This is a genomic window from Cupriavidus plantarum, from assembly GCF_905397285.1.
GTDB classification, from domain to species: Bacteria; Pseudomonadota; Gammaproteobacteria; order Burkholderiales; family Burkholderiaceae; genus Cupriavidus; species Cupriavidus plantarum.
The window spans coordinates 243,154-269,490 of the sequence record NZ_CAJPUX010000003.1; the positions used below are offsets into that span (position 1 = coordinate 243,154).

Consider the following 26,337-nt stretch of genomic DNA (forward strand, 5'->3'; position numbering starts at 1 on the left):
CGCGATGAAAAATATTGTGATCCTCATCTCGGGGCGTGGCACAAACATGGAAGCCATCGTTCGTGCCTGCGAATCCGAGCGCTGGCCTGCCCGAGTTGCGGCTATTCTGTCGAACCGCGCGGATGCTCCAGGCCTGCAGTTCGCCGCCGAGCATGGTATCCCCACGGTCGTTATCGACCATCAGCATTATCCCGACCGTACCGCTTTCGATACGGCTATGCGCGACGCGATCGATGCCCATGCGCCGGATCTGGTAGTTCTTGCGGGGTTCATGCGCATTCTCACGCCGGCTTTCGTCGATCATTACGCGGGCCGCATGTTGAATATTCACCCGTCGCTGTTGCCGAGTTTTCCTGGCCTCAGGACGCATCGGCAGGCGCTCGATGCGGGCGTCAAGCTGCATGGCGCGACGGTGCATTTCGTGACTCCTGAGCTCGATCATGGTCCGATCGTGATGCAGGGGGCACTCGATGTTCAGCCTGGCGACACACCCGAGTCGCTGGCGGAGCGTCTGCTCGCGTGCGAGCACATCATCTATCCGCGTGCCGTACGCTGGTTCGTCGAGAACCGGCTGCGCGTGCAGGACGGCATCGTTCACGTTCACCCGGCCGAACCGCAGTGGTTCCTGGCCCTTTCAGCCAACGCCGGCGTGGCAGGTATCCCATCATGACAATCAGTCGTAATCACGCAACACCTCAGCAAGACCGACCGCGCAATCGCAGCAAGGGCAAGTCGAGCCCGATCCGCAAAGCGGGCGCCAAGCCCACCGGCACCGACGGCGCGTTCGCGCGCAACAGCAGCGGCCTGCAGGCGTTCCATCTGCAGCATATCGACCGTCTGCTCGGCAAGGTGCTGCTGTTCGCGCGCCCGGCCGATGCCGTGGTGAGTCATTATTTCCGCGAGAACAGCAAGCTGGGCCATCGCGAGCGCGGCATCATCGCGGAGGCCATCTTCGCGGTGTTGCGCCGACGCGTCGAATTCGGCCAGTTTGCCGAAAGCGGCACGGGTTCCGCGACACGCCGTCTGGGTCTGCTGGGCCTTGCCGCCACGCTGGGCCGCGACGCGCTCACGCCGTTTCTTTATCCCGACGAAGCCGAGTGGCTCGACCGTCTGACCACGATCGAGCGCGCGAGCCTCGCGCCGCGCGTGCGGGCGAACCTGCCCGAGTGGCTGTACGACGATCTCGTCGCGCGCCATGGCGAGGCCTTCACGGCCGCGCTCGGCGATGCGTGGCTGCGCCCCGCGCCGCTGGACCTGCGCGCCAATCTGACCAAGGTGTCGCGCGAACAGGCCATCGAGGAACTCGAGACCGCGGGCATTGGCGCCGCGCCCACGCCGATGGCGCCGGCCGGTATCCGCCTGACGGGCAAGCCCGCGCTGAATCAACTCCCGCTGTTCATCAACGGCGGCGTGGAAGTGCAGGACGAAGGCAGCCAGTTGCTGTGTCACCTCGTGGCGCCCAAGCGCGGCGAGATGGTCGTGGACTTCTGCGCGGGCGCGGGCGGCAAGACGCTGGCGCTTGGCGTGGCGATGCGCTCGACCGGTCGTCTGTATGCATTCGACGTGTCGGAAAAGCGGTTGTCGAACCTGAAGCCGCGGCTGGCGCGCAGCGGGCTGTCCAACGTTCATCCGGTGCTGATCGACTCCGAGCGCGACGCGAAGGTCAAACGTCTGGCCGGCAAGATCGACCGCGTCCTCGTGGACGCGCCGTGCAGCGGGCTCGGCACGCTGCGCCGCAATCCGGACCTCAAATGGCGTCAGACGCCGGAGTCCGTGGTCGAGCTGACGGAAAAGCAGCGCGCGATTCTCGATTCCGCCGCGCGCCTCGTCAAAGGCGGCGGCCGCGTCGTTTATGCGACGTGCAGCGTGCTGGAAGCCGAGAACGAAGCGATCGTGCGCGATTTCCTCGCAACCCACGAGAACTTCCGGCTGGTTCCGGTGCAGGAAGTGCTGGCGGAACAGAAGATCGAAGTCCCCAATTTGTCCGCGGATAGCGGCATGTTGGCGCTGTTTCCGCATATCCACCAGACCGACGGATTCTTCGCGGCGGTCCTGGAACGGACGCGCTGATGCCCGAGGCGGCTGTTGCGGCGTCCGAACATCCCCCGTTCGGACGCATGCTCGATGACCTGATCCGCGATGCAGGCGGTCAAGCGTTCTTCTGGCAGATCGGGGTGCTGGCGGGCTGCCTCGTGGTGGCGTGGTTTCTCGCGCGTCATGTCGTGAAGCGGCTGGATGCCCGGCATGCCACGTCCAGCTTCGCGCTGCGCTTTGCCGCCACCAGCCTCGAGCGGGCGATGTTCCCGCTCTTCGGATGGCTGCTCGTCCTGGGCGCCCGCTACGCGCTGGCGCCGTTCTGGTCGGTGAGCGTGTTGCGGCTTGCGCTGGTGCCGCTGTTCGGCATCACGTTCCTGTATTTCGCGTTCTATATCCTGCGGCGCGTGATGTCCGGCAACGGCCAGCTGCAGGGGATGCTCGTCCTCGTCGAGAAGGTGCTGACGACGCTCGTGTGGCTCGGCATGGGACTGTACGTGCTCGGCCTGCTCTGGGACGTCATTGGCTGGATGCAGGCGGTGCGGTTCTCGGTAGGCGGCAAGCATGACGTGAGCCTCGCCAGCACGCTGCTCGGCGCGGTCTGGATCCTGCTGACCGTGCTGGTCGCGATGTGGTTCGGCTCGTGGCTCGAGGACCGGCTGATGCGCGCGCCGAGTCTCGACACCAACCTCAAGGTCGTGCTCACGCGCATCGCCAAGGCATTGCTGCTGGTGGTGGCGCTGCTGCTGAGCCTGTCGCTGGTCGGGATCGACCTGACCGTACTGTCCGTGTTCGGCGGCGCGCTGGGCGTGGGCCTCGGTCTGGGCTTGCAGAAGATCGCGAGCAACTATATTTCGGGATTCATCATCCTGCTGGACCGCTCGGTCAAGCTCGGCGACCAGATTACCGTGGACAAGTACACGGGCATCGTTGCGCAGATTCGTACGCGTTACACGGTCATCCGCAATGGCGACGGCGAGACGCTGGTGCCGAACGAGCAGCTTGTGGCGCAGTCGGTACAGAACCATTCCTTTACGAACAACGTGCGCGTGGCAACCCGCGTCCAGGCGGATTACGCCGCAGACCCGGACCACGTGATTGCGCTGCTCGAGGAATGTGTGCGCGATCTGCCACGTGTGCTGGCCGATCCGAAGCCGGCAGCGTTCCTCGTGACGTTCGCCGAAAGCGGCATCGAGTACGAAATTGCCGTCAACATCGCCGATCCGGAGAAGGGCAAGCTCGGTGTGCAATCGGCGATGAACCGCGCGATCTGGCGCACGTTCCAGGCGCATGGCATCTCGATACCCTATCCGCAGCGCGAGATTCGTGCGATGCCGGGGTCACACGCGGAACCAACGCCGCAGGGGGCGCTCCAAGTCGGGGAAAAAGCGGATGTTCCGCCTGCCACGATCCGGTAGAATAGGGGGTTGTCGCGGGTAAGAGTTTCGGCTGTGCAGAAAGACTGTGAACGCAACTGGAACCAGCCGCGCGCCCCACACCATACAGCCGCCAGATTGCAGCGGCTCGTACCGCGAACCGCCCGGGCCCTTGAAGTCGCGCCGGGTGCGTCGAGATAGCTATCGCAATCGATGATTCTTTCGCAGACGTTTTGCTGCGCACTGAGTGGGCTGGCACGACCCGTGCTGGACTACAGACCTGTTTAATCGACGGAGAACAGTTTGTTCGACACAATTCTTGACTGGGCCGCCAATGGCCTTGCCAACTGGACCTGGTGGGAGATCACCCTTTACACGCTGGTGATGACCCATATCACCATCGCGGGCGTCACCATCTTCCTGCACCGCTGCATGGCGCACCGGTCGCTGGACCTGCATCCCATCGCCCAGCATTTCTTCCGTTTCTGGCTGTGGATGACCACGGGCATGGTGACGAAGGAATGGACCGCCATCCACCGCAAGCACCACGCCAAGTGCGAAACCGAGGACGATCCGCACAGCCCGCAGACCCGTGGCATCCGCAAGGTGCTGCTGGAAGGCGCCGAGCTGTATCGCGAGGAAGCCAAGAACAAGGAAACCATCGCCAAGTTCGGCCACGGCACGCCTGACGACTGGATCGAGCGGAACGTTTACTCCCGCTTTGGCTGGCAGGGCGTCGGCCTGATGCTGATCATCGACGTCGCGCTGTTCGGCGTGATCGGCCTGACCGTGTGGGCCGTGCAGATGCTGTGGATCCCGATCCACGCCGCAGGCGTCATCAACGGCCTGGGCCACTGGTGGGGTTATCGCAATTACGATTGCGAGGACGCCTCGACCAACGTGTCGCCGTGGGGGCTGATCATCGGTGGCGAAGAGCTGCACAACAACCACCACACGTACCCGACCTCGGCCAAGTTCTCGATCAAGTGGTACGAGTTCGATGTGGGCTGGGGCTACATCCGCGCGATGCAGGCCGTGGGCCTGGCCAAGGTCAAGAAGGTCCCGCCCAAGGCTCGCCTCGTCGAGGCCCGTCCGGTCGATCACAACACGCTGGAGGCGATCATCGCCAACCGCTATGACGTGATGGCCCGCTATGCCAAGGCCGTGAAGGGCGCGTTCCGCCAGGAACTGGACAAGCTGAAGGAAGGCCGTGTGGCCGAGTACAGCAGCCTGAAGCCCGCGCGCAAGTGGTTCCACCGCGAGGAAACCAAGCTCGCCGCGACGCAGCGCCAGCAACTGGCCAGCATCGTCGAGCAGAACAAGGCGCTGCATACGTTCGTGGAAATGCGCCGCGAGCTCGCCGTGATCTGGGGCCGCTCGAACATGACGCGAGAGCAGCTGCTGCAGGCGCTGCAGGCCTGGTGTCACCGCGCCGAGGCCAGCGGCATCGAAGCGCTGCAGGATTTCTCGCTGCGCCTGCGCCGATACGCCTGATACAATCGGCCGCACCACGAAGGAAGCCCCGCACCTCGCGGGGCTTTTTTTATGGTTAAACTCTTTTCCGTGTTCGATAAAGGGCGCCGCAAGTACGGCGCCGTGCGGGTGGCAGAGGAGTACCGCAAGACATGACCCCACAAACATCCCCCCCACAAGCATCCCCATCGACGACCTCGATCAAGACCGTCGAGTTCGAAAAGCCGAACCTGACGGACGCCGATATGGGTGCCGGCACGAGTTGCGTGGCCCATGCCTGGGCCAAGGTGCCGCCGGTGCTGTCGCAGGACGAGCGCGCGGCGCTCAAGGATCGCATCCGACGCCTGCTCAAGGCGCGCAATGCGGTGCTCGTCGCGCATTACTACGTCGATGCCGATCTGCAGGACCTCGCCGAGGAAACCGGCGGTTGCGTATCCGACTCGCTCGAGATGGCGCGCTTCGGGCGCGAGCATCCGGCCACCACGCTGGTCGTGGCCGGTGTGCGCTTCATGGGCGAGACCGCGAAGATCCTCAGCCCCGAGAAAACCATCCTGATGCCCGATCTCGACGCGACCTGCTCGCTCGACCTCGGCTGTCCGGCGGACGACTTCGCGGCCTTTTGCGATGCGCACCCGGATCGGACCGTGGTGGTCTATGCGAACACCAGTGCGGCCGTGAAGGCGCGCGCGGACTGGATGGTGACGTCGAGCATCGGCCTGAAGATCGTCGAGCACCTCCATGCGCGCGGGGAGAAGATTCTTTGGGCGCCGGACAAGCATCTCGGCGGCTTCATCCAGAAGCAGACCGGCGCGGACATGCTGTTGTGGCAGGGCTCATGCCTCGTGCATGACGAGTTCAAGGGCATCGAGCTCGATCTGCTGCGCAAAGAGCATCCGAACGCGAAGATCCTCGTGCATCCGGAGTCTCCGGCCAACGTGGTGGCGCTGGCCGACGTGGTCGGCTCGACGACGCAGCTGATTACCGCCGCGCAGCAGCTCGATGCGACGGAATTCATCGTGGCCACGGACAACGGCATCCTGCACAAGATGCGGATGGCGGCTCCGGGCAAGCATTTCATCGAGGCGCCGACCGCCGGCAACAGCGCGACGTGCAAGAGCTGCGCGCATTGCCCGTGGATGGCGATGAACGCGCTTTCAAATCTCGCCGAGGTGCTCGAGAAGGGCCACAACGAGATTCACGTCGATCCCGAGATCGGCCGCCAGGCTTATACATGCATCGACCGCATGCTGGATTTCGCCGCCAGGCAGAAAGCCAACGTGCGCCCGTCCTCCGATCTCGCGCGCGAATCGCAACTGTTCCAGGGAGTGGGTCCGGCATGAGCGTCAATCCGGTATTCGACAGCTACGGTCCCGCGCTGCGCACGGCGCTCGCCGCCAACGTCGGCGATGCGATCGACGAGGATGTCGGCAGTGGCGACCTGACAGGCCTGCTCGTGCCGGCCGACAAGATCGCCCACGCGCGCGTGATCGTGCGCGAGTCGGCGGTGCTCTGCGGACGCCCGTGGTTCGAGGCCTGCATGAAGGCCGTGGACGAGCGGCTCGAGGTGCGCTGGTTCAAGGAAGAGGGCGCGCGCATGGCGCCCGACGACGTGGTGTGCGAGATCACCGGTCCCGCGCGCGCGTTGCTCACCGCGGAGCGGCCGTCGCTGAATTTCCTGCAACTGCTGTCGGGCGTGGCGACGGCCACGCGGCGATACGCGGACCTGATCGAAGGCACGCGCGCCCGCGTGCTGGACACGCGCAAGACACTGCCGGGTCTGCGCCTTGCGCAGAAGTACGCGGTGAAGATAGGTGGCGGCGAGAACCAGCGGCTGGCGCTGTATGACGGCATCCTGATCAAGGAAAATCACATTGCGGCGGCGGGCAGCATTACCGCCGCGATGCAGGCCGCGCTGGCGCTTGGCGCCGATGCCACGATCCAGATCGAGGTGGAGTCGATCGCCGAACTCCAGGAGGCGCTGGCCGCAGGGGCAACGTCGGTGCTGATCGACAACTTCACCGTGCCGATGATGCACGAGGCCGTGCGGGTCAACGCGGGCCGTGCGCTGCTCGAAGTGTCCGGCAATGTGAATGCCGAGACGATCCGCACGTACGCCGAGACCGGCGTCGATCGCATCTCCGTCGGCGCGCTCACGAAGGATGTGCGCGCGACCGACTACTCGCTGCGGATTATCGGCTGAGGTTTTTCTGTTTGCCGTTGCGGTGCGCTTCCGCGCGCCGCGTCATCGGCTGCAGCACGGTCGGCAACGCCTTCGGCAACGTATCGGGATAGTCGCGGCTGAAATGGAGGCCGCGGCTCTCGTGCCGCGAGTAGGCGCTGTCCACGATCAGCGACGCCACCTCGACGAGGTTGCGCAGCTCGAGCAGATCGCGGGTGACGCGGAAGTTCGCGTAGTACTCCGCGATCTCCTCGCGCAACAGGCCGATGCGGTGCTGCGCGCGCTCGAGGCGCTTGTCCGTGCGCACGATCCCCACGTAGTTCCACATCATGCGCCGCAGTTCGTCCCAGTTGTGGGAGACGACGACTTCCTCGTCGGCATCGGACACGCGGCTCTCGTCCCAGGCGGGCAACTGGATGTCCGGCGCGCCGGCCTTGCTCTGCGAAGCGATGTCGGCCGCTGCCGCGCGGCCGATCACGATGCATTCCAGCAACGAATTCGAAGCGAGCCGGTTTGCGCCGTGCAGGCCCGTACAGGCCGTCTCGCCGACCGCGTAGAGGTTCGACAGATCGGTACGTCCCGACGTGTCCGTCACCACGCCGCCGCAGGTGTAATGCGCGGCGGGCACCACGGGGATGGGCTCGCGCGTGATGTCGATGCCGAGCTCGAGGCAGCGCGCGTGAATCGTCGGGAAATGTTCCTTCAGGAATTCCGGCGGCTGGTGCGTAATGTCGAGGTACACGCAGTCGAGGCCGCGCTTCTTCATCTCGAAGTCGATCGCGCGCGCCACCACGTCGCGGGGCGCGAGTTCCGCGCGCGAATCGTGGTCCGGCATGAACCGCGTGCCGTCGGGCAGCTTGAGCAGGCCGCCTTCGCCGCGCACGGCTTCCGAAATCAGGAACGACTTGGCGTAGGGGTGGTAGAGGCAGGTCGGATGGAACTGGATGAATTCCATGTTGGCGACGCGGGAGCCCGCGCGCCATGCCATCGCGATACCGTCGCCGGTCGCGGTATCGGGATTGGTGGTGTACAGGTACACCTTGCCCGCGCCGCCGGCCGCGAGGACCGTGTGCGTGGCGGTGATGGTGCGCACCTCGCCGGTTGTGTCGTCGAGCACGTACAGGCCGTAACACTTGTTGCCGGGCAGGCCCAGCTTCTCCGCGGTGATCAGATCGATCGCGAACTGGTCCTCGATGATGGTGATGTTCGGATGCCGGCGCGCCTGCTCGGCAAGCGTGGTGACCACGGCGTGGCCTGTCGCGTCGGCCGCGTGGATGATGCGGCGATGGCTGTGGCCGCCTTCACGCGTGAGGTGAAAACCGAGCTCGGCCTGATCGTCGCGCGTGAACGGCACGCTGCGGTCGATCAGCCACTGGATGGCGTCGCGGCCATGCTCCACGATGAAGCGCGTCGCACCTTCATCGCACAGCCCGGCACCGGCAACCAGCGTGTCCTGCGTGTGTTCGTCGTAGCTGTCGCCTGAATCGAGCACCGCGGCGATGCCGCCCTGTGCCCAATCGCTTGCCCCCTGCGTCATCGCGCGCTTGGTGAGCATCGCCACGCGGTGTGTCTCGGCCAGTTGGAGGGCGACGGTCAGACCGGCCAGTCCGCTCCCGACGATCGCGACGTCGTAGTTCATGGTGCAGGAATCGCGCGGGCGGGCGCGTGGCATGAGGGAAAGCTCGGAAGTGTACACCCACGCCAAAACAAAAAACCCCGCTTGGAGCGGGGTTCTTCGTGAAAATCAGGACCAATTACTTGATCTTGGTTTCCTTGTAAGCGACGTGCTTGCGGGCGACGGGATCGAACTTCATGATCTCCATCTTTTCCGGCATGGTGCGCTTGTTCTTGGTCGTCGTGTAGAAATGACCCGTACCTGCGGTCGATTCCAGCTTGATCTTGTCGCGTCCGCCTTTGCTGGCCATGGTGTACTCCTAATTAGACTTCGCCACGTGCGCGCAGATCTGCGAGCACGGCGTCGATGCCTTTCTTGTCGATCAGGCGCAGACCGGCGTTCGAGACGCGCAGGCTCACCCAGCGGTTTTCCGATTCAACGAAGAAGCGGCGGTTCTGCAGGTTGGGCAGAAAACGGCGCTTGGTCTTGTTGTTTGCGTGGGAAACGTTGTTGCCGACCATCGGCGCTTTCCCGGTCACTTGACAGACGCGTGCCATGAAGCACTCCTAAATCTTTTTCGTGGACAATGTTCGCAACAGATCAACAAAAGGCGCGCGGCCCGGACTGCAGCGGTTGAGACTTCAGCAAAACGAGCATTATAGACCGGAAGCGCAAGGGGAATCAACGTCTTCCGCGCTTTTCGGTCAGGGAGTGTGGTGCCGTGCACTGGGCGGCACTTCCGGGGCGGGCATCAGATCGTGCTCGGCGAAGGAGTACACGGCGTTGCCCGCCACGATGTAGTGGTCGAGGAGATCGATGTCGAGCGTGCCGAGCGCGCGGGCCAGGCGGCGCGTGGTCGCAACGTCGCCGCGGCTCGGTTCGGCGGCGCCGCCCGGATGGTTATGGGCGACGATCACGCCAGCCGCATTATGGAACAATGCCTGGCGCGCGACCTCGCGCGGATAGACGCGGGTCTGCCGCAGCGAGCCGCGGAACAGTTCCTCGCTGGCGATGAGGCGGTGGTGGGTGTCCAGATAGAGGCAGTGGAAGGTCTCGTGGGACAACTGCGACAGCGTGAGGCGCAGGTAGTCGCGCACGGCGCGGGACGTGCCGAGCGGGCGGGGGGTACGTAGCGATTCGGCGAGCGCGCGGCGCGCGAGTTCGGGCACGACCAGCAACTGCGCGAACTTGGCCTGTCCCATGCCCTTGACTTCGGCGAGGCGGGCCGGATCGGCGGCGAACAGCTGCGTCAGCGAACCGAAGCTGCCGATCAGTTCGCGGGAGAGGTCGAGCGCGGTCTTGCCGGCGGCGCCGACGCGCAGGAACACGGCAAGCAATTCGGCGTCGGACAGCGTGGCGGCACCCGCCTGCAACAGCTTTTCGCGGGGTCGTTCGCTGACGGGCCAGTCGGTTATCGGCATGATTCGGCTCCTCGCCGGGTTGCCGGCAGGCGCGCCGGTCGGCGTCAGTTGGTCCAGTCGCATACAATACGGGTTGTTGACCGGTTGATCACCCATGAATTTGCAAAACTTTGCGTCGGAAGCGGAGGGCGGCCCGGCGGGCCGCAAGACCGTACAGGCGGACTCCTTCCTGACCCTGCACTACAGTGTTTCCCTTGAGAACGGCACCGAAGTGGTAAGCACCTTCGAAGAGAAGCCCGCCACGCTGCTGCTCGGACAAGGCCAACTGGCGCCGATGCTGGAACAGGCGCTGCTCGGCATGCCCGAAGGGGAGCGCATGACATACCGGCTTGCGCCGGAACTTGCGTTCGGCCCGCGCAATCCGGAACTGCTGCAGTGGGTCTCGCTGGCGACGCTGCGCGAGAACAGCTCGTTCGACGAGGATTACTCGCCGGGCGATCTCGTGGAATTCAATGCGCCGGGCGGTGGCAGTTACGCCGGCGTGCTCAAGGAGTTCGGCGAGACCGCCGCGCTCTTCGACTTCAATCACCCGCTGGCCGGACAGACGATCCTGTTCGATGTCCAGCTGATCGGAATTCTCTGATGTCCACCGTTGCGGAACGTTCCATGCTCGACAATCAGCCCGCCCTCGATGCGGAGATCCTGCTCGCTCAGCCGCGTGGTTTCTGCGCCGGCGTCGACCGTGCCATCGAGATCGTCGAGCGCGCGCTCGAGCGATTCGGTTCGCCGATCTACGTGCGTCACGAGATCGTGCACAACGCCTACGTCGTGGAGAACCTGCGCCAGAAGGGTGCGGTCTTCGTCGACGAGCTCGATGAAGTGCCGTCCGGTTCAACGGTCATCTTCAGCGCGCACGGCGTTTCCAAGGAAGTGCGCGCGGACGCCGTGGAGCGCGGCCTGACCGTGTTCGACGCGACGTGCCCGCTCGTGACCAAGGTGCACGTGGAAGTCGGCAAGATGCGCGCCGAGGGCTGCGAGATCATCATGATCGGCCATCGCGGCCACCCCGAGGTGGAAGGCACGATGGGCCAGTCGGAGCAAGGCATGCTCCTCGTGGAATCCGTCGAGGACGTGAAGCGCCTGGAAGTCGCGGACCCCTCCCAGCTGGCGTACGTCACGCAGACCACGCTGTCGGTCGACGAGACCGCCGAGATCGTGGCCGCGCTCAAGGCGCGTTTCCCCGAGATCCGCGAGCCCAAGAAGCAGGACATCTGCTACGCCACGCAGAACCGCCAGGACGCCGTGAAGTTCATGGTGCCGCAGGTGGAAGTCGTGATCGTCGTGGGCAGCCCCAACAGCTCGAACTCCAACCGCCTGCGCGAACTGGCGGACCGCCTCGGCGTGCCGGCATACATGGTCGATGATCCCGCGCAACTGCAACCCGAGTGGGTCGCGGGCAAGCGCCGCATCGGCCTGACCGCGGGCGCCTCCGCTCCCGAGGCGCTGGCACAGGCGATCGTCGAGCGCCTGCGCGCGCTGGGCGCGCGATCGGTGCGCGCGCTGGAAGGCGTGGAAGAAAACATGTCCTTCCCGCTGCCGCGGGGACTGGCGAGCGTTTCGGTCTGACCCGCCCGCTGCAATGAAGAAACGGCACCTTGATGGTGCCGTTTTTTTTCGCCTCGTTTTTGCGAACGCTTATGTGAATGTGCCGACAGCCAGACAATATCAGGGTAATCCCGCAATCACGGGTTTTCCCTATTATGGTGCGCCCAGACATTATGCACATTGGAGAGGCATTGCTGAATTAGAAATAAATGCCTATTTAAAACCGTGTCTATTATGCGCTGTGCGGCGCGCGGCTTTAATGCCACTTTTGGAGATGTGGGCACGATTCTTGATAGGGTTAGCGACGGGTCCATCGGGTGGGCTTAGATTGCCCCAATCTGTGCATTGGGGAAATTCCCTAGCGCAATTGATGGGAAAACGGTTCAGGTTGTTGCGTCGCATATTGCGTCCGCAAAAAATCGGGATACAATGCGCGGCGTTTCAAATTGAAACTAAACAAAGGCGGTACAGGGGAGCGTTCGGGAGGGTCCAGTTCTCCCCTGTTTTTGTGAATCCTAGGAGATCACTCATGCAATTCACGTTTGCCAAGATTCTGCCGATCGCGGCTGCAGTGGCGCTGGTCGCAGCCTGCGGCAAGAAGGAAGAAAAGCCTGCCGATGCCGCCGCATCGGCGCCTGCCGCGGCCGCAGCGCCCGCAGCCGGTGGCGGCGAAGTCGTCGTCAAGATCGGCCACGCGGCACCGCTGACGGGCGGCATCGCCCACCTTGGCAAGGACAACGAGAACGGCGCGCGCCTGGCCGTCGAGGAAGCCAACAAGGCCGGCCTCGAGATCGGCGGCAAGAAGATCAAGCTGGAACTGGTGGGCGAAGACGACGCCGCCGATCCGAAGACCGGTACCGCCGTGGCCCAGAAGCTGGTGGACGCCAAGGTCGTGGCCGTGGTCGGTCACCTGAACTCGGGCGTGTCGATTCCCGCCTCGAAGATCTACAGCGATGCCGGCATCGTGCAGATCTCGCCGTCCTCGACGAACCCCGACTACACGAAGCAAGGCTTCAAGACCACGTACCGCGTGGTCGCGACCGACGCCCAGCAGGGCCCGGCGCTGGCGAACTACGCCGCCAAGAGCCTGCAAGCCAAGAGCGTGGCCATCGTTGACGATGCCACCGCCTATGGCAAGGGCCTGGCCGACGAGTTCGAGAAGACCGCGAAGGCGTCTGGCGTGAACGTCGTGGCACGTGAAGCCACGAACGACAAGGCCACCGACTTCAAGGCCATTCTGACCAAGATCAAGGGCAAGAAGCCGGACGTCATCATGTACGGCGGCATGGACGCCACCGGCGGTCCGTTCGCCAAGCAGGCCAAGGAACTCGGCATCGCGTCGAAGATCGTTGGCGGCGACGGCGTGTGTACCGACAAGGTGGCCGAGCTGGCTGGCGATGCCGTGCAGAACATCATCTGCTCGGAAGCCGGTCTGGCCCTGTCGAAGATGGAAACCGGCGCGGACTTCGAGAAGCGTTACCAGGCGCGTTTCAACGCCCCGGTGCAAATCTACGCCCCGTTCACGTATGACGCCGTCAACGTGATCGTGGACGCCATGAAGCGCGCCAACTCGGTCGAGCCGGCCGCCATCCTGGCCGAAATGCCCAAGACGAACTACAAGGGCGTGATCGGCAACATCGCCTTCGACGAGAAGGGCGACATGAAGGAAGGCACCATCACGCTGTACGAGTACAAGGACAAGAAGAAGTCCGTCCTCGACGTCGTGAAGATGTAATACCGGGCTTACCGGCCCTGACGAACGGCACCGTGAGTACCTTGCGGTGCCGTTCTTTTTAGTCCGTCGTACGCGATTGGCATCCTTACAAGGATGGGAGCGGACGGGCGCAGCACACCCGCCTATATTTACACCACACCCATCATCGACGACCTCCTCGTCCGGGGCATGCAAACCATGCTTGCCGGACCGGAGCTGAAGCAGGAGTTTTCATGGATATCTTTATCCAGCAGATCGTGAACGGTCTGGTGCTCGGCAGCATCTACGCGCTGATCGCACTGGGCTACACCATGGTCTACGGCATTCTGGGCATCATCAACTTCGCGCATGGCGATGTCCTGATGATTGGCGCGCTGACCGCGCTTTCCGCCATCCTCGGGCTGCAGAAGTTCGCGCCCGGACTGCCCGAATGGCTGACGCTGGTGATCGCCACGCTGATCGCCATGCCCGTGTGCGCGGTACTCTCGTACACCATCGAACGGGTCGCCTATCGACCGTTGCGCAATGCGCCGCGCCTCGCGCCGCTCATCACCGCGATCGGGGTCTCGATCATTCTGCAAACCATGGGGATGCTGATCTGGTCGCGTAACCCGCTGACCTTCCCGCAGCTGCTGCCTTCCGAGCCGATCGACATCGGTTCCACCGGCGCCACGATCACCGGCAAGGAAATGGTGATCATCGGCATGGCCGTCATGGTCATGTCCGGCCTGCTCGCCCTCGTCAACCGCACCAAGCTCGGCCGCGCGATGCGCGCTACCGCCGAGAACCAGAAGGTGGCGGGCCTGATGGGCGTGAACCCCAACTTCGTGATCTCGGCCACGTTCATGATCGGCGCCGCGCTCGCAGCGCTGGCCGGCGTGATGATGGCCACCAACTACGGCAACGCGCACTTCTACATGGGCTTTATCCCGGGCCTGAAGGCGTTCACGGCGGCCGTGCTTGGCGGCATCGGCAACCTCGCCGGCGCCATGGTCGGCGGCATGCTGCTCGGTCTGATCGAAGCGCTTGGCGCCGGCTACATCGGCGACCTGACCAATGGTGTGTTCGGCTCGAACTACCAGGACGTCTTTGCATTCATCGTGCTGATTATCGTGCTCGTGTTCCGTCCGTCCGGCATCATGGGCGAACGTGTCGCGGACCGTGCCTGAGGAGAGCGAATCCATGAATACCCCGATTCCATCCACGGCCGTCGCCGCGCCGTCGAAAGTTCCGGCGAAGACCCTGGCCGCGCTGCTCGGCTTCCTCGTGATCGCCCTGTGCGCGCCGTTCTTCGTGCAGTCGTTCGGCGGCAACTACTGGGTGCGCGTGCTCGACTTCGCGCTGCTCTACATCATGCTGGCGCTGGGCCTGAACATCGTGGTGGGCTTTGCCGGCCTGCTTGACCTGGGCTATATCGCGTTCTACGCGGTGGGCGCCTATTGCATGGCGCTGCTGGGCTCGCCCCACCTCGCCAACCAGTTCGAGGCGATCCAGGCGCTGTTCCCGACCGGTATCCACCTGACGATGTGGCTCGTCTTGCCGATTGCCGTGGCGGTGGCCGCGACATTTGGCGTGCTGCTGGGTGCGCCGACGCTGAAGCTGCGCGGCGACTACCTGGCCATCGTGACGCTGGGCTTCGGCGAGATCATCCGGATCTTCATGAACAACCTGGACCGTCCGGTGAACATCACCAACGGCCCCAAGGGCATCACCGGCGTGGACCCGGTACATATCTTCGGCTTCGACTTCTCCAAGTCCCACGAGATCTTCGGGATGAAGTTCACGCCGGTGTTCATGTACTACTACCTGCTGGTGTTCCTGGTCATCGTGATCGTGTTCATCTGCCTGCGTCTGCAGAACTCGCGTATTGGCCGCGCATGGGTGGCGATTCGCGAAGACGAGATCGCGGCCAAGGCGATGGGCATCAACACGCGCAACATGAAGCTGCTCGCATTCGCCATGGGCGCATCGTTCGGCGGCGCCTCGGGCGCGGTGTTCGGCGCGTTCCAGGGCTTCGTGTCGCCGGAATCGTTCACGCTGTGGGAGTCGATCTACATCCTCGCGATCGTGGTGCTCGGCGGCATGGGCCATATCCCGGGCGTGATCCTGGGCGGCATCCTGTTGGTCGGCTTCCAGGAACTGCTGCGCGTCGTGGCGGAACCGCTGCAGACGGGCCTGTTCGGCCACGTGATCGTGGACGCGGAAGTCCTGCGTCAGCTGCTGTTCGGCGTGGCCCTCGTGGCGGTGATGCTGTTCCGCCCGGCCGGTATCTGGCCGTCGCCGCGCAAGGAAGATCGCCCCGTGGTGCGCCGCGCCGGCAGCATCGGCCGTCTGTGAACGAAGGAGGAACAGGTATGAGCAACAACGATTTCCTCCTGTCCGTACAGGGGGTCAACAAGCGATTCGGCGGCCTGCAGGCGCTGTCCGAAGTGGGCCTGCAGATCAAGCCGGGCGAGATCTATGGCCTGATCGGGCCGAACGGCGCGGGCAAGACCACGTTCTTCAACGTGATCACCGGTCTGTACACGCCGGACTCGGGCGAATTCGTGCTGGGCGGCCAGCCGTACCAGCCGACGGCTGTGCATGAAGTGGCCAAGGCCGGCATTGCGCGCACGTTCCAGAACATCCGCCTGTTCGGCGACATGACCGCGCTGGAGAACGTGATGGTCGGTCGCCACGTGCGGTCGAAGGCCGGCATCCTCGGCGCCGTGTTTCGTCCGCCTTCGGTGCGGCGCGAGGAAGAGGGCATCGAGGACATGGCGCACGACCTGCTCGACTACGTCGGCATCGGCAAGTACGCCAACTTCACGTCGCGCAACCTGTCGTACGGTCACCAGCGCCGCCTGGAGATCGCGCGCGCGCTGGCCACCGAGCCGAAGCTGCTGGCGCTCGACGAACCGGCGGCGGGCATGAACGCCACCGAGAAGGTCGAACTGCGCGGCCTGCTCGACAAGATCCGCGGCGATGGCAAGACCATTCTGCTGATCGAGCACGACGTGAAGCTCGTGATGGGGCTGTGCAACCGCCTGACCGTGCTCGACTACGGCAAGGTGATCGCACAGGGTCTGCCGCAGGAAGTGCAGAACAACCCCGCGGTGATCGAGGCCTACCTCGGCGCGTCGGCGCACTGATCCGGGAGGCGAATCGAGATGAAACAGACAATCCTGAAGATTTCCGGCCTGAAGGTCGCGTACGGCGGCATCCAGGCCGTCAAGGGCGTGGACCTCGAGATCCACGACGGCGAGCTCGTCACGCTGATCGGGGCCAACGGCGCGGGCAAGACCACGACCATGAAGGCCATCACGGGCCTGCAGGGCTGGGCCGGCGGCGACGTGGAGTACATGGGCAAGTCCATCAAGGGCGTGCCCAGCTACACGCTGCTCAAGCAGGGCCTGGCGATGGTGCCGGAAGGGCGCGGCGTGTTCGCGCGCATGACTATCACCGAGAACCTGCAGATGGGCGCGTACACGCGCAGCGACGAGGCCGGCATCAAGGCCGACATCGATCGCATGTTCGAAACGTTCCCGCGCCTGAAGGAGCGTGCCAACCAGCTGGCCGGCACGATGTCCGGCGGCGAGCAGCAGATGCTGGCGATGGCGCGCGCGCTGATGAGTCAGCCCAAGCTGCTGCTGCTCGACGAGCCGTCGATGGGTCTCTCGCCGATCATGGTCGAGAAGATCTTCGAGGTCGTCCGGACGGTATCGGGGCAGGGCGTGACGATCCTGCTCGTCGAGCAGAACGCGCGCCTGGCGCTGCAGGCCGCGCACCGCGGTTACGTGATGGAGTCCGGTCTCGTGACGATGAGCGGCGACGCGCGGCAGATGCTGGACGACCCGAAGGTGCGTGCCGCTTATCTGGGTGAATAACCCTTGAGCGGATGTATGCCAGCATGAAAAAAGCCCCGCATTGCGGGGCTTTTTCGTGGCCCGCGAAGGGTCAGGCCAGCTTCTTCAGCAGCGTGCGCAGCATGCCGATCATCTGGTCGATCTCCTCGCGCGTGACGTTCAGCGCCGGCATGAAGCGCAGCAGGTTCGGCCGCGGCGAGTTCAGCAGCAGGCCTTCCGGACCCATGTCGCGCGCCTCTTCCACGATCTGCGGGCCGATGTCCTTGCCGAGCATCAGCGCGCGCAGCAGGCCGTCGCCGCGCTCGCCCGCGAGGCCGAATTCGGCGGTCAGGGCCAGCAACTGCTCGCGCAGGTAGTCGGCCTTCGCGCGCACGTCCTCGAGGAAGCCCGGGGCCACCAGTTGCTCGATGACGGCGGCGCCGACCGCGGTCATCAGCGGGTTGCCGTTGTAGGTACCGCCCTGGTCGCCGGCCTCGAAGCTCGCGACGTCGCCCTTGCACAGCAGCGCGGCCAGCGGCACGCCGCCGCCGATGCCCTTGCCGAGCGTCATGATGTCCGGCTCCACGCCCGACAGTTCGTACGCGAACAGCGTGCCGCAGCGGCCGCAGCCCGTTTGCACTTCATCGACGATGAACAGCACCTTGTGCTTGTCGGCCAGCGCGCGCAGGCCCTGCATGAATTCGCGCGTGGCCGGAATCACGCCGCCCTCGCCCTGCACGGGTTCGAGCATGATGCCCACGGTCTTGTCGTTGATCAGCGCTTCCACCGACGCCAGGTCGTTGAGCTCGGCCTTCGGAAAGCCCGGCACTTGCGGCGCGAAGATCTTGTCCCAGCCAGCCTTGCCCGACGCGCTCATCGTGGCGAGCGTGCGGCCATGGAAGCTGTGGTTCATCGTGATGATCTCGAACGCGCCGTTCTTGTGCTTCTGGCCCCATTTGCGCGCGAGCTTGATCGCGCCTTCGTTGGCTTCCGCGCCGCTGTTGGCGAAGAACACCTTGTCGAAGCAGCTGTTGTCTGTGAGCAGCTTCGCCAGCGCGAGCATCGGCTCGTTGTAGAACGCCGGGCTGGGGTTCAGCAGCTTGCGCGCCTGCTTCTCCAGCGCCGCGATCATGCCTTCGTTCGAATGGCCGAGGCTGTTCACGGCCCAGCCCTGCACGAAATCCAGATAGCGCTTGCCGTTGTGATCCGTCAGCCACGACCCCTTGCCTTCGGTGAAGACCAGCTCGGGGCGGTTGGTGATGTACATCAGGGATTGGACGGGATACTCAGCAAATGCCATGGCGGACTCCTGGGGTCGGCATGAAACGATGAACGGAATGTGAAGGGTGCGCGGAAAACAAAAAGCCACGGGGGCTGCCCGTGGCTCGTTGACCTGAACTAACGCTGTCGACGATCAGCCGCGTGGCACCCCGGAGAGGGGCAACGTACGGGATTGGCGTCGGATGTGGCGTTGGTTCATGGCGGCCAATATAAGGCGCATGCGTCCCGGTGTCAAAACGAAATTTGTCGGACCCCGGTGGCATCGTTGTGTCGGCGGAACGGCCTGGGGCCAGATCCGGGCCGAGTCAGGCCGCGCCGGAGGCGTGCAGATCGGCCTCCGAGGTGAACGAATCGGCGAAGAACGCGTCCTCGTGCAGCCGGCACTGGGCCGTGAAATCCTGTCGCGCGGCGTTGACCATGACGGGCGCGCCGCACGCGTAGACCTCGTGGCCGGACAGGTCCGGATGGTCGGCGATCACGGCCTGGTGCACGAAGCCCGTGCGGCCCGTCCACTGGTCCTCGTCGGCGGCGTTGGACACGACCGGCACATAGCGGAAGTTCGGCAGCTCGCGCGCCCACTGCTCGCAGAGCGCGTGCATGTAGAGGTCGCGCGGACGGCGGCCGCCCCAGTACAGCGTCATCGGACGCTCGATGCCCGTGTACTTCGCGTGCTCGACGATGGCCTTGATCGGCGCGAAGCCGGTGCCCGACGCCAGCAGGATGATCGGCTTGTCCGAGTCCTCGCGCAGGAAGAAGCTGCCAAGCGGGCCTTCGAAGCGCAGGATGTCGCGTTCCTTCATCGCCGGTGCGCCTTCCTTCGCCCCGAACACGTAGTCCGTGAACGCGCCGCCGGGCATATGGCGGATATGCAGTTCGATCGGGCCTTCCTCGTGCGGCGCGGTGGCGATGGAATAGCTGCGGCGCTTGCCGTCGCGGAGCAGAAACTCGACGTACTGGCCAGCCAGGAACTGCATGCGCTCCGTGGCGGGCAGTTGCAGGCGGACGGACACGACGTCGTCGGCCAGGCGCTCGATGGTCTGCACGCGGCAGGGAATCTTCTTGATGGGGATGTCGCCGGCGCCATGCACCTCGCGGCATTCGATCGTGATGTCCGACGTGGCATTCGCGCAGCAGAACAGCGCGCGGCCTTCGGTTTTCTCCTGCGCCGTCAGTGCCGAAGCGGCATGATCGCCCTGCACGAAGGTGCCGTCGATCACGCGCCCCTTGCAGGAGCCGCACGCACCGTTCTTGCAGCCGTACGGCATGCCGATGCTGTGGCGGAGGGCGCCGCCGAGGATAGTTTCGTCAGCGGCCACTTCAAACTTGTGGCCACTGGGCATGACGGTAACTTGATAAGCCATAATCGGGTCTATGAGCCAAACTCTGTCGCCGCTCGCGGCAACGCTTCCTGTGACACGTGCTGTGACACCTGCTGTGTTCCTGTCGCCCACCGCGTCTTCCCCGCGGGCCAGCGCACCTCGCCGGCTCGGCCGTCCGCGCCTGCTGATCGTCGGCTGCGGAGACGTGGGCACGCGCTGCCTGCGACTTCTGGCGGCACGCATGCGCGTGTTCGCGGTGACATCGCAGCCCGCGCGGCGGGACGCGTTGCGCAACGCGGGCGCCGTGCCGATCGTGGCCGACCTCGACCGGCCCGCCACGCTCGCGCGGCTGCGCGGGCTCGCGGACCGCGTGCTCGACCTCGCGCCGCCACCCGGGCAGGGTGAGGGCGATCCGCGCACACGGGCCTTGCTGGCCGCGCTGCGCCGGACCGCCTGGCGCCAGCGGAGGTCGCAACTGAGATTGCAACCGAGGTCGCAACCCACGGGCGCTGCGTCCGTCTGGCGGCACGGCGACGAGCCCGTCATTCTACCCGAGCGGGGCTGGCATCGGGCGACCTTGCCCGCCCCGGCGAATACGCCGGCCGGCGTGTTCGTCTACGCCAGCACGACGGGCGTGTATGGCGATCGTGGCGGCGCGCGGGTCCAGGAGTTTCATACGGTGCGGCCGCAAACCGCGCGGGCGCGCCGCCGCGTGGCCGCCGAAGGCCTCGTGCGCGCGTTCGGCAGCGAAGCCGGGTGGCGCGCGAGCATCGTGCGCATTCCGGGCATCTATGCCGAGGACCGGCTGCCCATCGCGCGCCTGCACAAGCGCACGCCCGCGCTCGCGCCGCAGGACGATGTGTACACGAGCCATATCCACGCCGACGACCTTGCCCGCACCATGATCGCCGCGTTATGGCGCGGCCGGCCGCAACGCGTGGTGCATGCCAGCGACGATACCGAGTTGCGCATGGCCGACTACTTCGACCTCGTGGCGGACCAGCGCGGCCTGCCGCGCCCGCCGCGCATCACGCGCCAGCATGCGCGCGAGGTCATCGATCCGACCCTGCTGAGCTTCATGAGCGAGTCGCGGCGGCTCGACAACCGGCGGCTCAAGCGCGAACTCCGCGTGCGGCTGCGGTTTCCCACGGTGCGCTCGTTCTTCGAGGCTTGATCCCGAACTAACCCTCCTGGGTGCTTCGGTGGTGGCATGGCGTTTGCGTAAGGGTCGGCTTGTCTATACAGCGTGCCTGTCCCGCGCCTCCTTTTGGTGCGTACGCGGCGCAAGCCGCGTCGGGCTCGGTGCAAACCCTCCATTGACTTGTATAGACAGGTGCCGCTAGATTTCCATCACCCGTCCTACAAGGAGTCGATAGCAATGATCCGAGCAATGCTTGCCACCGCTTTGGGAGCCACGGCGCTGGCCGCCGGCGCCGTTCAGGCGCAGAACGTGCCCGTGACGCTCGGCATGAGCGGATGGACGGGGTTTGCGCCGCTGACGCTCGCGGACAAGGCCGGCATCTTCAAGAAGAACGGGGTGGATGTCGAGATCAAGATGATCCCGCAGAAGGACCGGCACCTCGCGCTGGCGTCGGGCGCGATCCAGTGCGCCGCCACGACGGTGGAGACGCACGTCGCGTGGAACGCCAACGGCGTGCCCATCACGCAGATCGTCCAGCTCGACAAGTCCTACGGCGCCGATGGCCTGGCCGTGCGCGCCGACGTGAAGTCGTTCGCCGATCTCAAGGGCAAGACCGTCGGCGTGGATGCGCCGGGCACCGCACCGTACTTCGGGCTCGCGTGGATGCTCAAGAAGAACGGCATGACGCTCAAGGACGTCAAGACCACGACGCTGTCGCCGCAGGCCGCCGCGCAGGCCTTCGTCGCGGGACAGAACGATGCGGCGATGACGTACGAGCCGTACCTGTCGACGGTGCGCGCCAATCCGGACAAGGGCCGCATTATCGCGACCACGCTCGACTACCCGATGGTCACGGATACGCTCGGCTGCGCGCCAAAATGGCTCAAGGACAATCCGAAGGCGGCGCAGGCGCTGGTCGACAGCTACTTCGAGGCGATCGACATGATCCGCCGCGATCCGGCGAAGTCGAACGAGATCATGGGGGCCGCGGTCAAGCAGACCGGCGAGCAGTTCGCGAAGTCCTCGGCGTACCTGCGCTGGCAGGACAAGGAAGCGAACCGCGCGTTCTTCGGCGGCGAGCTCGCGAGCTTCAGCAAGGAGGCCGCGGCGCTGCTGCTCGAGATCGGCGTGATCCGGCAGGTGCCGGACGTGACCACGCTGTATGACGCGCGCTTCCTGAAGTAAGCCGCCGCGCATGGAGACGTTGGCATGAGTTCCTCGACACACGCTTCTTCCCCCGCCACGGGCTCTGCGGGCAGCACAGGCACCATGGGCACCACAGGCACCGGCGCGGCACCGGCGGCGCTGGCCTCGCCCGCGGCGTCGACCGCGCGCCGGCATCCCTGGCGGCTGCCGCTCGAGCCCGTGTCCCCGCGCGCGCGCTGGCTGCTCGGGCTGTCGTTCTTCGTTCTGTTCTTCGCGGTCTGGGCCGCCGTGACGTTCGGCGGCCTGGTGCCGAAGACCTTCCTCGCGGATCCGTTGACGATGGCGCGCGAGGGCGTGATGCTGTTCACGCAGTACGGCTTCATCGGCGATATCGGCATGACGGTCTGGCGCGTGATTGGCGGCTTCGTGCTCGCCGCGGTGCTGGCCGTGCCGCTCGGTATCGCGATGGGCGCGTACAAGGCGGCCGAGGCGTTCTTCGAGCCGTTCATCTCGTTCTGCCGCTATCTGCCCGCGTCCGCGTTCATCCCGCTGCTGATCCTGTGGGCGGGCATCGGCGAGACGCAGAAGCTGCTGGTGATCTTCATCGGCTCGTTCTTCCAGATCGTGCTGATGGTGGCCGTCACGGTCGGCGGCGCGCGCCGTGACCTCGTCGAAGCGGCCTACACGCTGGGCGCCACGCCGCGCGGCATCGTGCGGCGCGTGCTGATTCCCGGTGCGGCGCCCGAGATTGCGGAAATCCTGCGGCTGGTGCTCGGCTGGGCCTGGACCTACGTCATCGTGGCCGAGCTCATCGGTTCGTCGTCGGGCATCGGCCACATGATCACCGACAGCCAGGCGCTGCTGAATACCGGGCAGATCATCTTCGGCATCATCGTGATCGGCTGCATTGGGCTGGTGTCCGATCTCGTCTTCAAGCTGGCCAATCGCCGGTTGTTTCCGTGGAGTGCTATCCGGTAAATGACAAGATGAGCGCACTATCCATCCAGCAGGTATCCCGCACCTTCGTCAGTCCCAATGGCGGCGAGACGCAGGCATTGCAGCCCGTGGACTTCGAGGTCCGCGACAACGACTTCGTGACGATCCTCGGGCCGTCGGGTTGTGGCAAATCGACATTGCTCCGGATCGTGGCGGGACTCGACCGGCCGACCGGCGGGCGCGTGCTTCTCGACGGGCAGCCCGTGTTCGGCCCCGGCGCCGACCGCGGCATGGTGTTCCAGTCATACACGCTGTTCCCGTGGCTGACGATCGAGCAGAACGTGCGCTTCGGTCTGCGCGAGCGTGGCATGAGCGCGGCCGAGCAGCGCGAGCGCAGCGATTTCTTTATCGCCCGCGTGGGCCTCCGCGGGTTCGAGCAGCATCTTCCGAAGCAGCTGTCGGGCGGCATGCAGCAGCGCACGGCGATCGCGCGCGCCCTGGCGAACGATCCGAAGATCCTGTTGCTCGACGAACCGTTCGGTGCGCTGGACAACCAGACGCGCGTGCTCATGCAGGAGCTGCTGCTCGGCATCTGGGAGTCCGCGCGCAAGACGGTATTATTCGTCACGCACGATATCGACGAAGCCATCTTCATGGCGAACCGCGTCGCGGTGTTTTCCGCGCGCCCGGGTCGGATCAAGAGCGAGATCGCGGTGGATTTTGCCCATCCGCGCCATTACACGATCAAGACTTCTTCCGAGTTTTCCGCCCTGAAAGCGCGGCTGACAGAGGAAATCCGGGAGGAGATTCGCGCCGGGGCGACGACCGCGGACGCGCACTGAATGCCATGAACCACGCAGCCAGCCCGGCGTCCCAGACCGGCGCCCCCAACGCTCCCGCCGCGCTCTACCAGCAGGTGAAGGACTATATCGCGCGCGAGATCCAGAGCGGCGCGTGGCGTCCGGGCGATCGCGTGCCATCTGAACAAGAGCTGGTGACGCGCTTCTCGGTGTCTCGCATGACGGTCAACCGTGCGTTACGGGAGCTGGCGGAACAGGGCAGGGTGGTACGCGTGGCCGGGGTCGGGACCTTCGTGGCCGAGCACAAGCCGCAATCGACGCTGCTGTCCGTGGTCAATCTGCAGGACGAGATCCGTATGCGCGGGCACGACTATGCCTGCGACGTGATCCTCGTGGAGCGCGTGGCGGCGTCGATCGAGGTGGCGGCCGCGCTGGACCTGCATACGGGCGAGTCCGTGTTCCATTCGGTGTGCGTGCATCGCGACGATGGCGTGCCCATTCAGCTGGAGGACCGCTACGTCAATCCGCGCGTGGCGCCTGACTTCATTACGCAGGATTTTCGCAATACGCAGCCCGGCGAGTACCTGCTGCGCAACGTGCCGTACGACCAGGTGGAGCACGTCGTGGACGCAATCTCGGCGACGGCCGAGCAGGCGGCGCAGCTCGAAATGCCAGCAACGCAGCCATGCCTGCTGCTGACGCGGCGGACGTGGACGGCGGGTGTGCCGGTGACCTTCGTGCGATGTCTGCATCCCGGCAACCGGTACCGGCTGGGCAGCCGCTTCCGCGCGGACGGCAATCCCGCGTTCGGTTAGGCCGGCAAGCATCGCCGGCGTGGGTTTGGGTTTTCAATCCGCGGATTTTAAGCTAACCTGTATAGACAGGCTTATACAAGAGATTCGAGCGAGACATGACGACGACACATTCGAACGACGCACGGCCCTTGCTGGTGCTGACGCCCGGCGAGGTCACGCTGAGCGACCTGCGCCGGATTTATCGCGGCGAGGTGCGGATTGCCATGGACGACGCGGCGTGGGCCGGCGTCACCGCGGCGCAGTCCACGGTGCAGGACATCATCGACGCCGACGCGGTCGTGTACGGCATCAATACGGGCTTCGGCAAGCTCGCGCAGTCGCGCATTCCCCATGACAAGCTCGCGGAACTGCAAAGGAACCTCGTGCTGTCGCACAGCGTGGGTACCGGTCCGGATCTGCCAGCCGATACCGTGCGCCTGATCCTCGCGATCAAGGCGATCAGCCTCGCGCGCGGGCATTCGGGCGTGCGGCCCGCCATCATCGACGCGCTGCTGGCGCTGGCCAACCATGAGGTGACGCCGTGTATTCCGGCAAAGGGGTCGGTCGGCGCCTCGGGCGACCTCGCGCCGCTCGCGCACATGTCCTGCACGCTGATCGGCGTGGGGGACGTGATGGTCGGCGGACAACGGGTGTCGGCGCGCGAGGGGCTCGCCCATGCCGGGCTCGACGTGTTCACGCTGGGTCCCAAGGAAGGACTGGCCCTGCTGAACGGCACGCAGGTTTCCACCGCGCTGGCGCTGGCCGGCCTGTTCGCGGCCGAGGATGCGTTCGCGGCCGGCATCGTGGCCGGGGCGCTGTCGCTCGAGGCGATCAAGGGGTCGGTCAAGCCATTCGACGCGCGCATTCATGCCGCGCGCGGGCAGACCGGGCAGATCGCCGTGGCCGCCGCCGTGCGCGCGATGCTGGACGGCAGCGAGATCGTAGATTCGCACAAGGCGTGCGGCCGTGTGCAGGATCCTTACTCGATCCGCTGCCAGCCGCAGGTGATGGGTGCCTGCCTCGACAACCTGACGCACGCCGCGCGCGTGCTGCGCATCGAGGCGAACGCGGCATCCGACAATCCGCTCGTGTTCGCCGGAGAGGGGGACGAAATGGGCGATGTCGTGTCGGGCGGCAACTTCCATGCGGAGCCTGTTGCGTTCGCGGCGGACATTATCGCGCTGGCGATTGCCGAGATCGGCGCGATTTCCGAGCGGCGGCTCGCGCTGCTGCTGGACACGGGGCTTTCCGGTTTGCCGCCGTTCCTCGTGCGCGATGGCGGGCTCAACTCGGGCTTCATGATCGCGCAGGTCACAGCGGCCGCGCTGGCCTCCGAGAACAAGGCGCTGTCGCATCCGTCGAGCGTGGACAGCCTGCCGACCTCGGCCAACCAGGAAGACCACGTGTCGATGGCCACCTATGGCGCGCGCCGGCTCGGCGAGATGGCCACGAATACGGCCGTGATCGTGGGCATCGAGGCGATGGCCGCCGCGCAGGGCATCGAATTCCATCGGCCGCTGAAGTCCTCGCCGCTGATCGAGAGCGAACTGGCACGCATTCGCGCGCGTGTCTCGTTCGTGGAATCCGACCGTTACCTCGCGCCCGATATCGAGTCCATGAAGCAATGGGTGCAGCAGGGCGATGCGGGGGCCGGCTGGCCCGCCGCCGTGCGCGATCTGCTGCCAACCAATGTCTGAACCGCGCCCAAGCCGTTGCTGAACCCGGCGCGCGACCCCACG

The 26,337-nt window shown here is 65.3% G+C and carries 25 protein-coding genes; 19 read left to right on the forward strand and 6 right to left on the reverse strand.

All coding sequences use genetic code 11. From position 1 onward, the window contains the following. Positions 1-4 precede the first annotated feature (4 nt). The 6 genes from purN (at position 5) to nadC (ending at position 7,083) form a co-directional block, all read left to right on the forward strand. Complete coding sequence (gene purN / locus KHP16_RS15805; protein WP_211960643.1) at positions 5-670, forward strand: phosphoribosylglycinamide formyltransferase; 666 nt, start codon at positions 5-7, stop codon at positions 668-670. Continuing rightward, positions 667-2,070, forward strand: a complete 1,404-nt coding sequence (locus KHP16_RS15810) for an RsmB/NOP family class I SAM-dependent RNA methyltransferase (RefSeq protein WP_179593159.1) — start codon at positions 667-669, stop codon at positions 2,068-2,070. The genes purN and KHP16_RS15810 overlap by 4 nt, the downstream gene beginning before the upstream one ends. Next, positions 2,070-3,452, forward strand: coding sequence for a mechanosensitive ion channel family protein (locus KHP16_RS15815; protein ID WP_115952736.1), 1,383 nt, complete (start codon positions 2,070-2,072; stop codon positions 3,450-3,452). Before KHP16_RS15810 ends, KHP16_RS15815 begins: the two co-directional genes overlap by 1 nt. 261 nt (positions 3,453-3,713) lie before the next feature. Next, a complete protein-coding gene (locus KHP16_RS15820) occupies positions 3,714-4,904 on the forward strand; it encodes a DesA family fatty acid desaturase (protein WP_109580215.1) in 1,191 nt (396 codons plus the stop codon). A 131-nt stretch (positions 4,905-5,035) separates the two neighbouring features. Further along, positions 5,036-6,223 (forward strand): quinolinate synthase NadA, encoded by a 1,188-nt coding sequence (gene nadA, locus KHP16_RS15825; RefSeq protein WP_115952735.1) that lies wholly within the window; start codon positions 5,036-5,038, stop codon positions 6,221-6,223. Next, complete coding sequence (gene nadC, locus KHP16_RS15830; protein WP_109580217.1) at positions 6,220-7,083, forward strand: carboxylating nicotinate-nucleotide diphosphorylase; 864 nt, start codon at positions 6,220-6,222, stop codon at positions 7,081-7,083. Before nadA ends, nadC begins: the two co-directional genes overlap by 4 nt. On the opposite strand, the gene nadB is transcribed toward nadC, so the two are convergent. From nadB to radC, 4 genes are all read right to left on the reverse strand, one after another. Continuing rightward, positions 7,073-8,701, reverse strand: coding sequence for an L-aspartate oxidase (gene nadB / locus KHP16_RS15835; RefSeq protein ID WP_121490541.1), 1,629 nt, complete (start codon positions 8,699-8,701; stop codon positions 7,073-7,075). The genes nadC and nadB overlap by 11 nt on opposite strands. 115 nt (positions 8,702-8,816) lie before the next feature. Then, positions 8,817-8,987 carry a 50S ribosomal protein L33 gene (gene rpmG / locus KHP16_RS15840; RefSeq protein ID WP_010814980.1) on the reverse strand — a complete coding sequence of 57 codons (171 nt, stop codon included), beginning with the start codon at positions 8,985-8,987 and terminating at the stop codon, positions 8,817-8,819. A 13-nt stretch (positions 8,988-9,000) separates the two neighbouring features. Beyond that, positions 9,001-9,234, reverse strand: coding sequence for a 50S ribosomal protein L28 (rpmB, locus tag KHP16_RS15845; RefSeq protein ID WP_008644908.1), 234 nt, complete (start codon positions 9,232-9,234; stop codon positions 9,001-9,003). Between the two features lie 147 nt (positions 9,235-9,381). Beyond that, positions 9,382-10,098 (reverse strand): RadC family protein, encoded by a 717-nt coding sequence (radC, locus tag KHP16_RS15850; RefSeq protein ID WP_109580219.1) that lies wholly within the window; start codon positions 10,096-10,098, stop codon positions 9,382-9,384. 94 nt (positions 10,099-10,192) lie between these two features. On the opposite strand from radC, the gene KHP16_RS15855 reads away from it, so the two are divergent. The 7 genes from KHP16_RS15855 to KHP16_RS15885 all read left to right on the forward strand — a co-directional run bounded on the left by KHP16_RS15855 (position 10,193) and on the right by KHP16_RS15885 (position 17,223). After that, positions 10,193-10,681, forward strand: a complete 489-nt coding sequence (locus KHP16_RS15855) for an FKBP-type peptidyl-prolyl cis-trans isomerase (protein ID WP_211960644.1) — start codon at positions 10,193-10,195, stop codon at positions 10,679-10,681. After that, on the forward strand, positions 10,681-11,664 hold the full coding sequence (gene ispH, locus KHP16_RS15860; protein ID WP_373561880.1) for a 4-hydroxy-3-methylbut-2-enyl diphosphate reductase: 984 nt from the start codon (positions 10,681-10,683) through the stop codon (positions 11,662-11,664). Before KHP16_RS15855 ends, ispH begins: the two co-directional genes overlap by 1 nt. Before the next feature lie 508 nt (positions 11,665-12,172). After that, positions 12,173-13,378, forward strand: coding sequence for a branched-chain amino acid ABC transporter substrate-binding protein (locus KHP16_RS15865; protein ID WP_109580221.1), 1,206 nt, complete (start codon positions 12,173-12,175; stop codon positions 13,376-13,378). A gap of 212 nt (positions 13,379-13,590) precedes the next feature. Continuing rightward, positions 13,591-14,526, forward strand: a complete 936-nt coding sequence (locus KHP16_RS15870; RefSeq protein ID WP_109580222.1) for a branched-chain amino acid ABC transporter permease — start codon at positions 13,591-13,593, stop codon at positions 14,524-14,526. A gap of 13 nt (positions 14,527-14,539) precedes the next feature. Next, on the forward strand, positions 14,540-15,694 hold the full coding sequence (locus tag KHP16_RS15875; protein ID WP_109580223.1) for an ABC transporter permease subunit: 1,155 nt from the start codon (positions 14,540-14,542) through the stop codon (positions 15,692-15,694). Between the two features lie 17 nt (positions 15,695-15,711). Next, on the forward strand, positions 15,712-16,488 hold the full coding sequence (locus KHP16_RS15880) for an ABC transporter ATP-binding protein (protein ID WP_109580224.1): 777 nt from the start codon (positions 15,712-15,714) through the stop codon (positions 16,486-16,488). Positions 16,489-16,506: 18 nt separating this feature from the next. Continuing rightward, the gene (locus KHP16_RS15885) at positions 16,507-17,223 is read left to right on the forward strand and encodes an ABC transporter ATP-binding protein (RefSeq protein ID WP_109580225.1); all 717 of its coding nucleotides are present in this window, start codon (positions 16,507-16,509) and stop codon (positions 17,221-17,223) included. A 70-nt stretch (positions 17,224-17,293) separates the two neighbouring features. Here the strand turns inward: KHP16_RS15885 and KHP16_RS15890 are convergent, their stop codons facing one another. Next, a complete protein-coding gene (locus tag KHP16_RS15890) occupies positions 17,294-18,481 on the reverse strand; it encodes an acetylornithine transaminase (RefSeq protein ID WP_109580226.1) in 1,188 nt (395 codons plus the stop codon). 286 nt (positions 18,482-18,767) lie between these two features. After that, positions 18,768-19,823: a CDP-6-deoxy-delta-3,4-glucoseen reductase gene (locus KHP16_RS15895; RefSeq protein ID WP_109580227.1), complete on the reverse strand. Its 1,056-nt coding sequence runs from the start codon at positions 19,821-19,823 to the stop codon at positions 18,768-18,770. Positions 19,824-19,884: 61 nt separating this feature from the next. Between KHP16_RS15895 and KHP16_RS15900 the strand changes: the two genes are divergently transcribed. The 6 genes from KHP16_RS15900 (at position 19,885) to hutH (ending at position 26,295) form a co-directional block, all read left to right on the forward strand. Next, a complete protein-coding gene (locus tag KHP16_RS15900) occupies positions 19,885-20,955 on the forward strand; it encodes an NAD-dependent epimerase/dehydratase family protein (protein WP_244835831.1) in 1,071 nt (356 codons plus the stop codon). A gap of 216 nt (positions 20,956-21,171) precedes the next feature. Next, positions 21,172-22,107, forward strand: coding sequence for an ABC transporter substrate-binding protein (locus KHP16_RS15905; RefSeq protein ID WP_373561922.1), 936 nt, complete (start codon positions 21,172-21,174; stop codon positions 22,105-22,107). 84 nt (positions 22,108-22,191) lie between these two features. Beyond that, complete coding sequence (locus KHP16_RS15910) at positions 22,192-23,046, forward strand: ABC transporter permease (RefSeq protein WP_115952733.1); 855 nt, start codon at positions 22,192-22,194, stop codon at positions 23,044-23,046. A gap of 8 nt (positions 23,047-23,054) precedes the next feature. Further along, positions 23,055-23,846, forward strand: a complete 792-nt coding sequence (locus tag KHP16_RS15915) for an ABC transporter ATP-binding protein (protein WP_211960645.1) — start codon at positions 23,055-23,057, stop codon at positions 23,844-23,846. A gap of 5 nt (positions 23,847-23,851) precedes the next feature. After that, positions 23,852-24,619 carry a histidine utilization repressor gene (hutC, locus tag KHP16_RS15920; RefSeq protein WP_211960646.1) on the forward strand — a complete coding sequence of 256 codons (768 nt, stop codon included), beginning with the start codon at positions 23,852-23,854 and terminating at the stop codon, positions 24,617-24,619. A gap of 95 nt (positions 24,620-24,714) precedes the next feature. Then, entirely contained in the window at positions 24,715-26,295 is a 1,581-nt protein-coding gene (gene hutH, locus KHP16_RS15925; RefSeq protein WP_211960647.1) for a histidine ammonia-lyase, read from the forward strand. Positions 26,296-26,337: the final 42 nt, after the last annotated feature.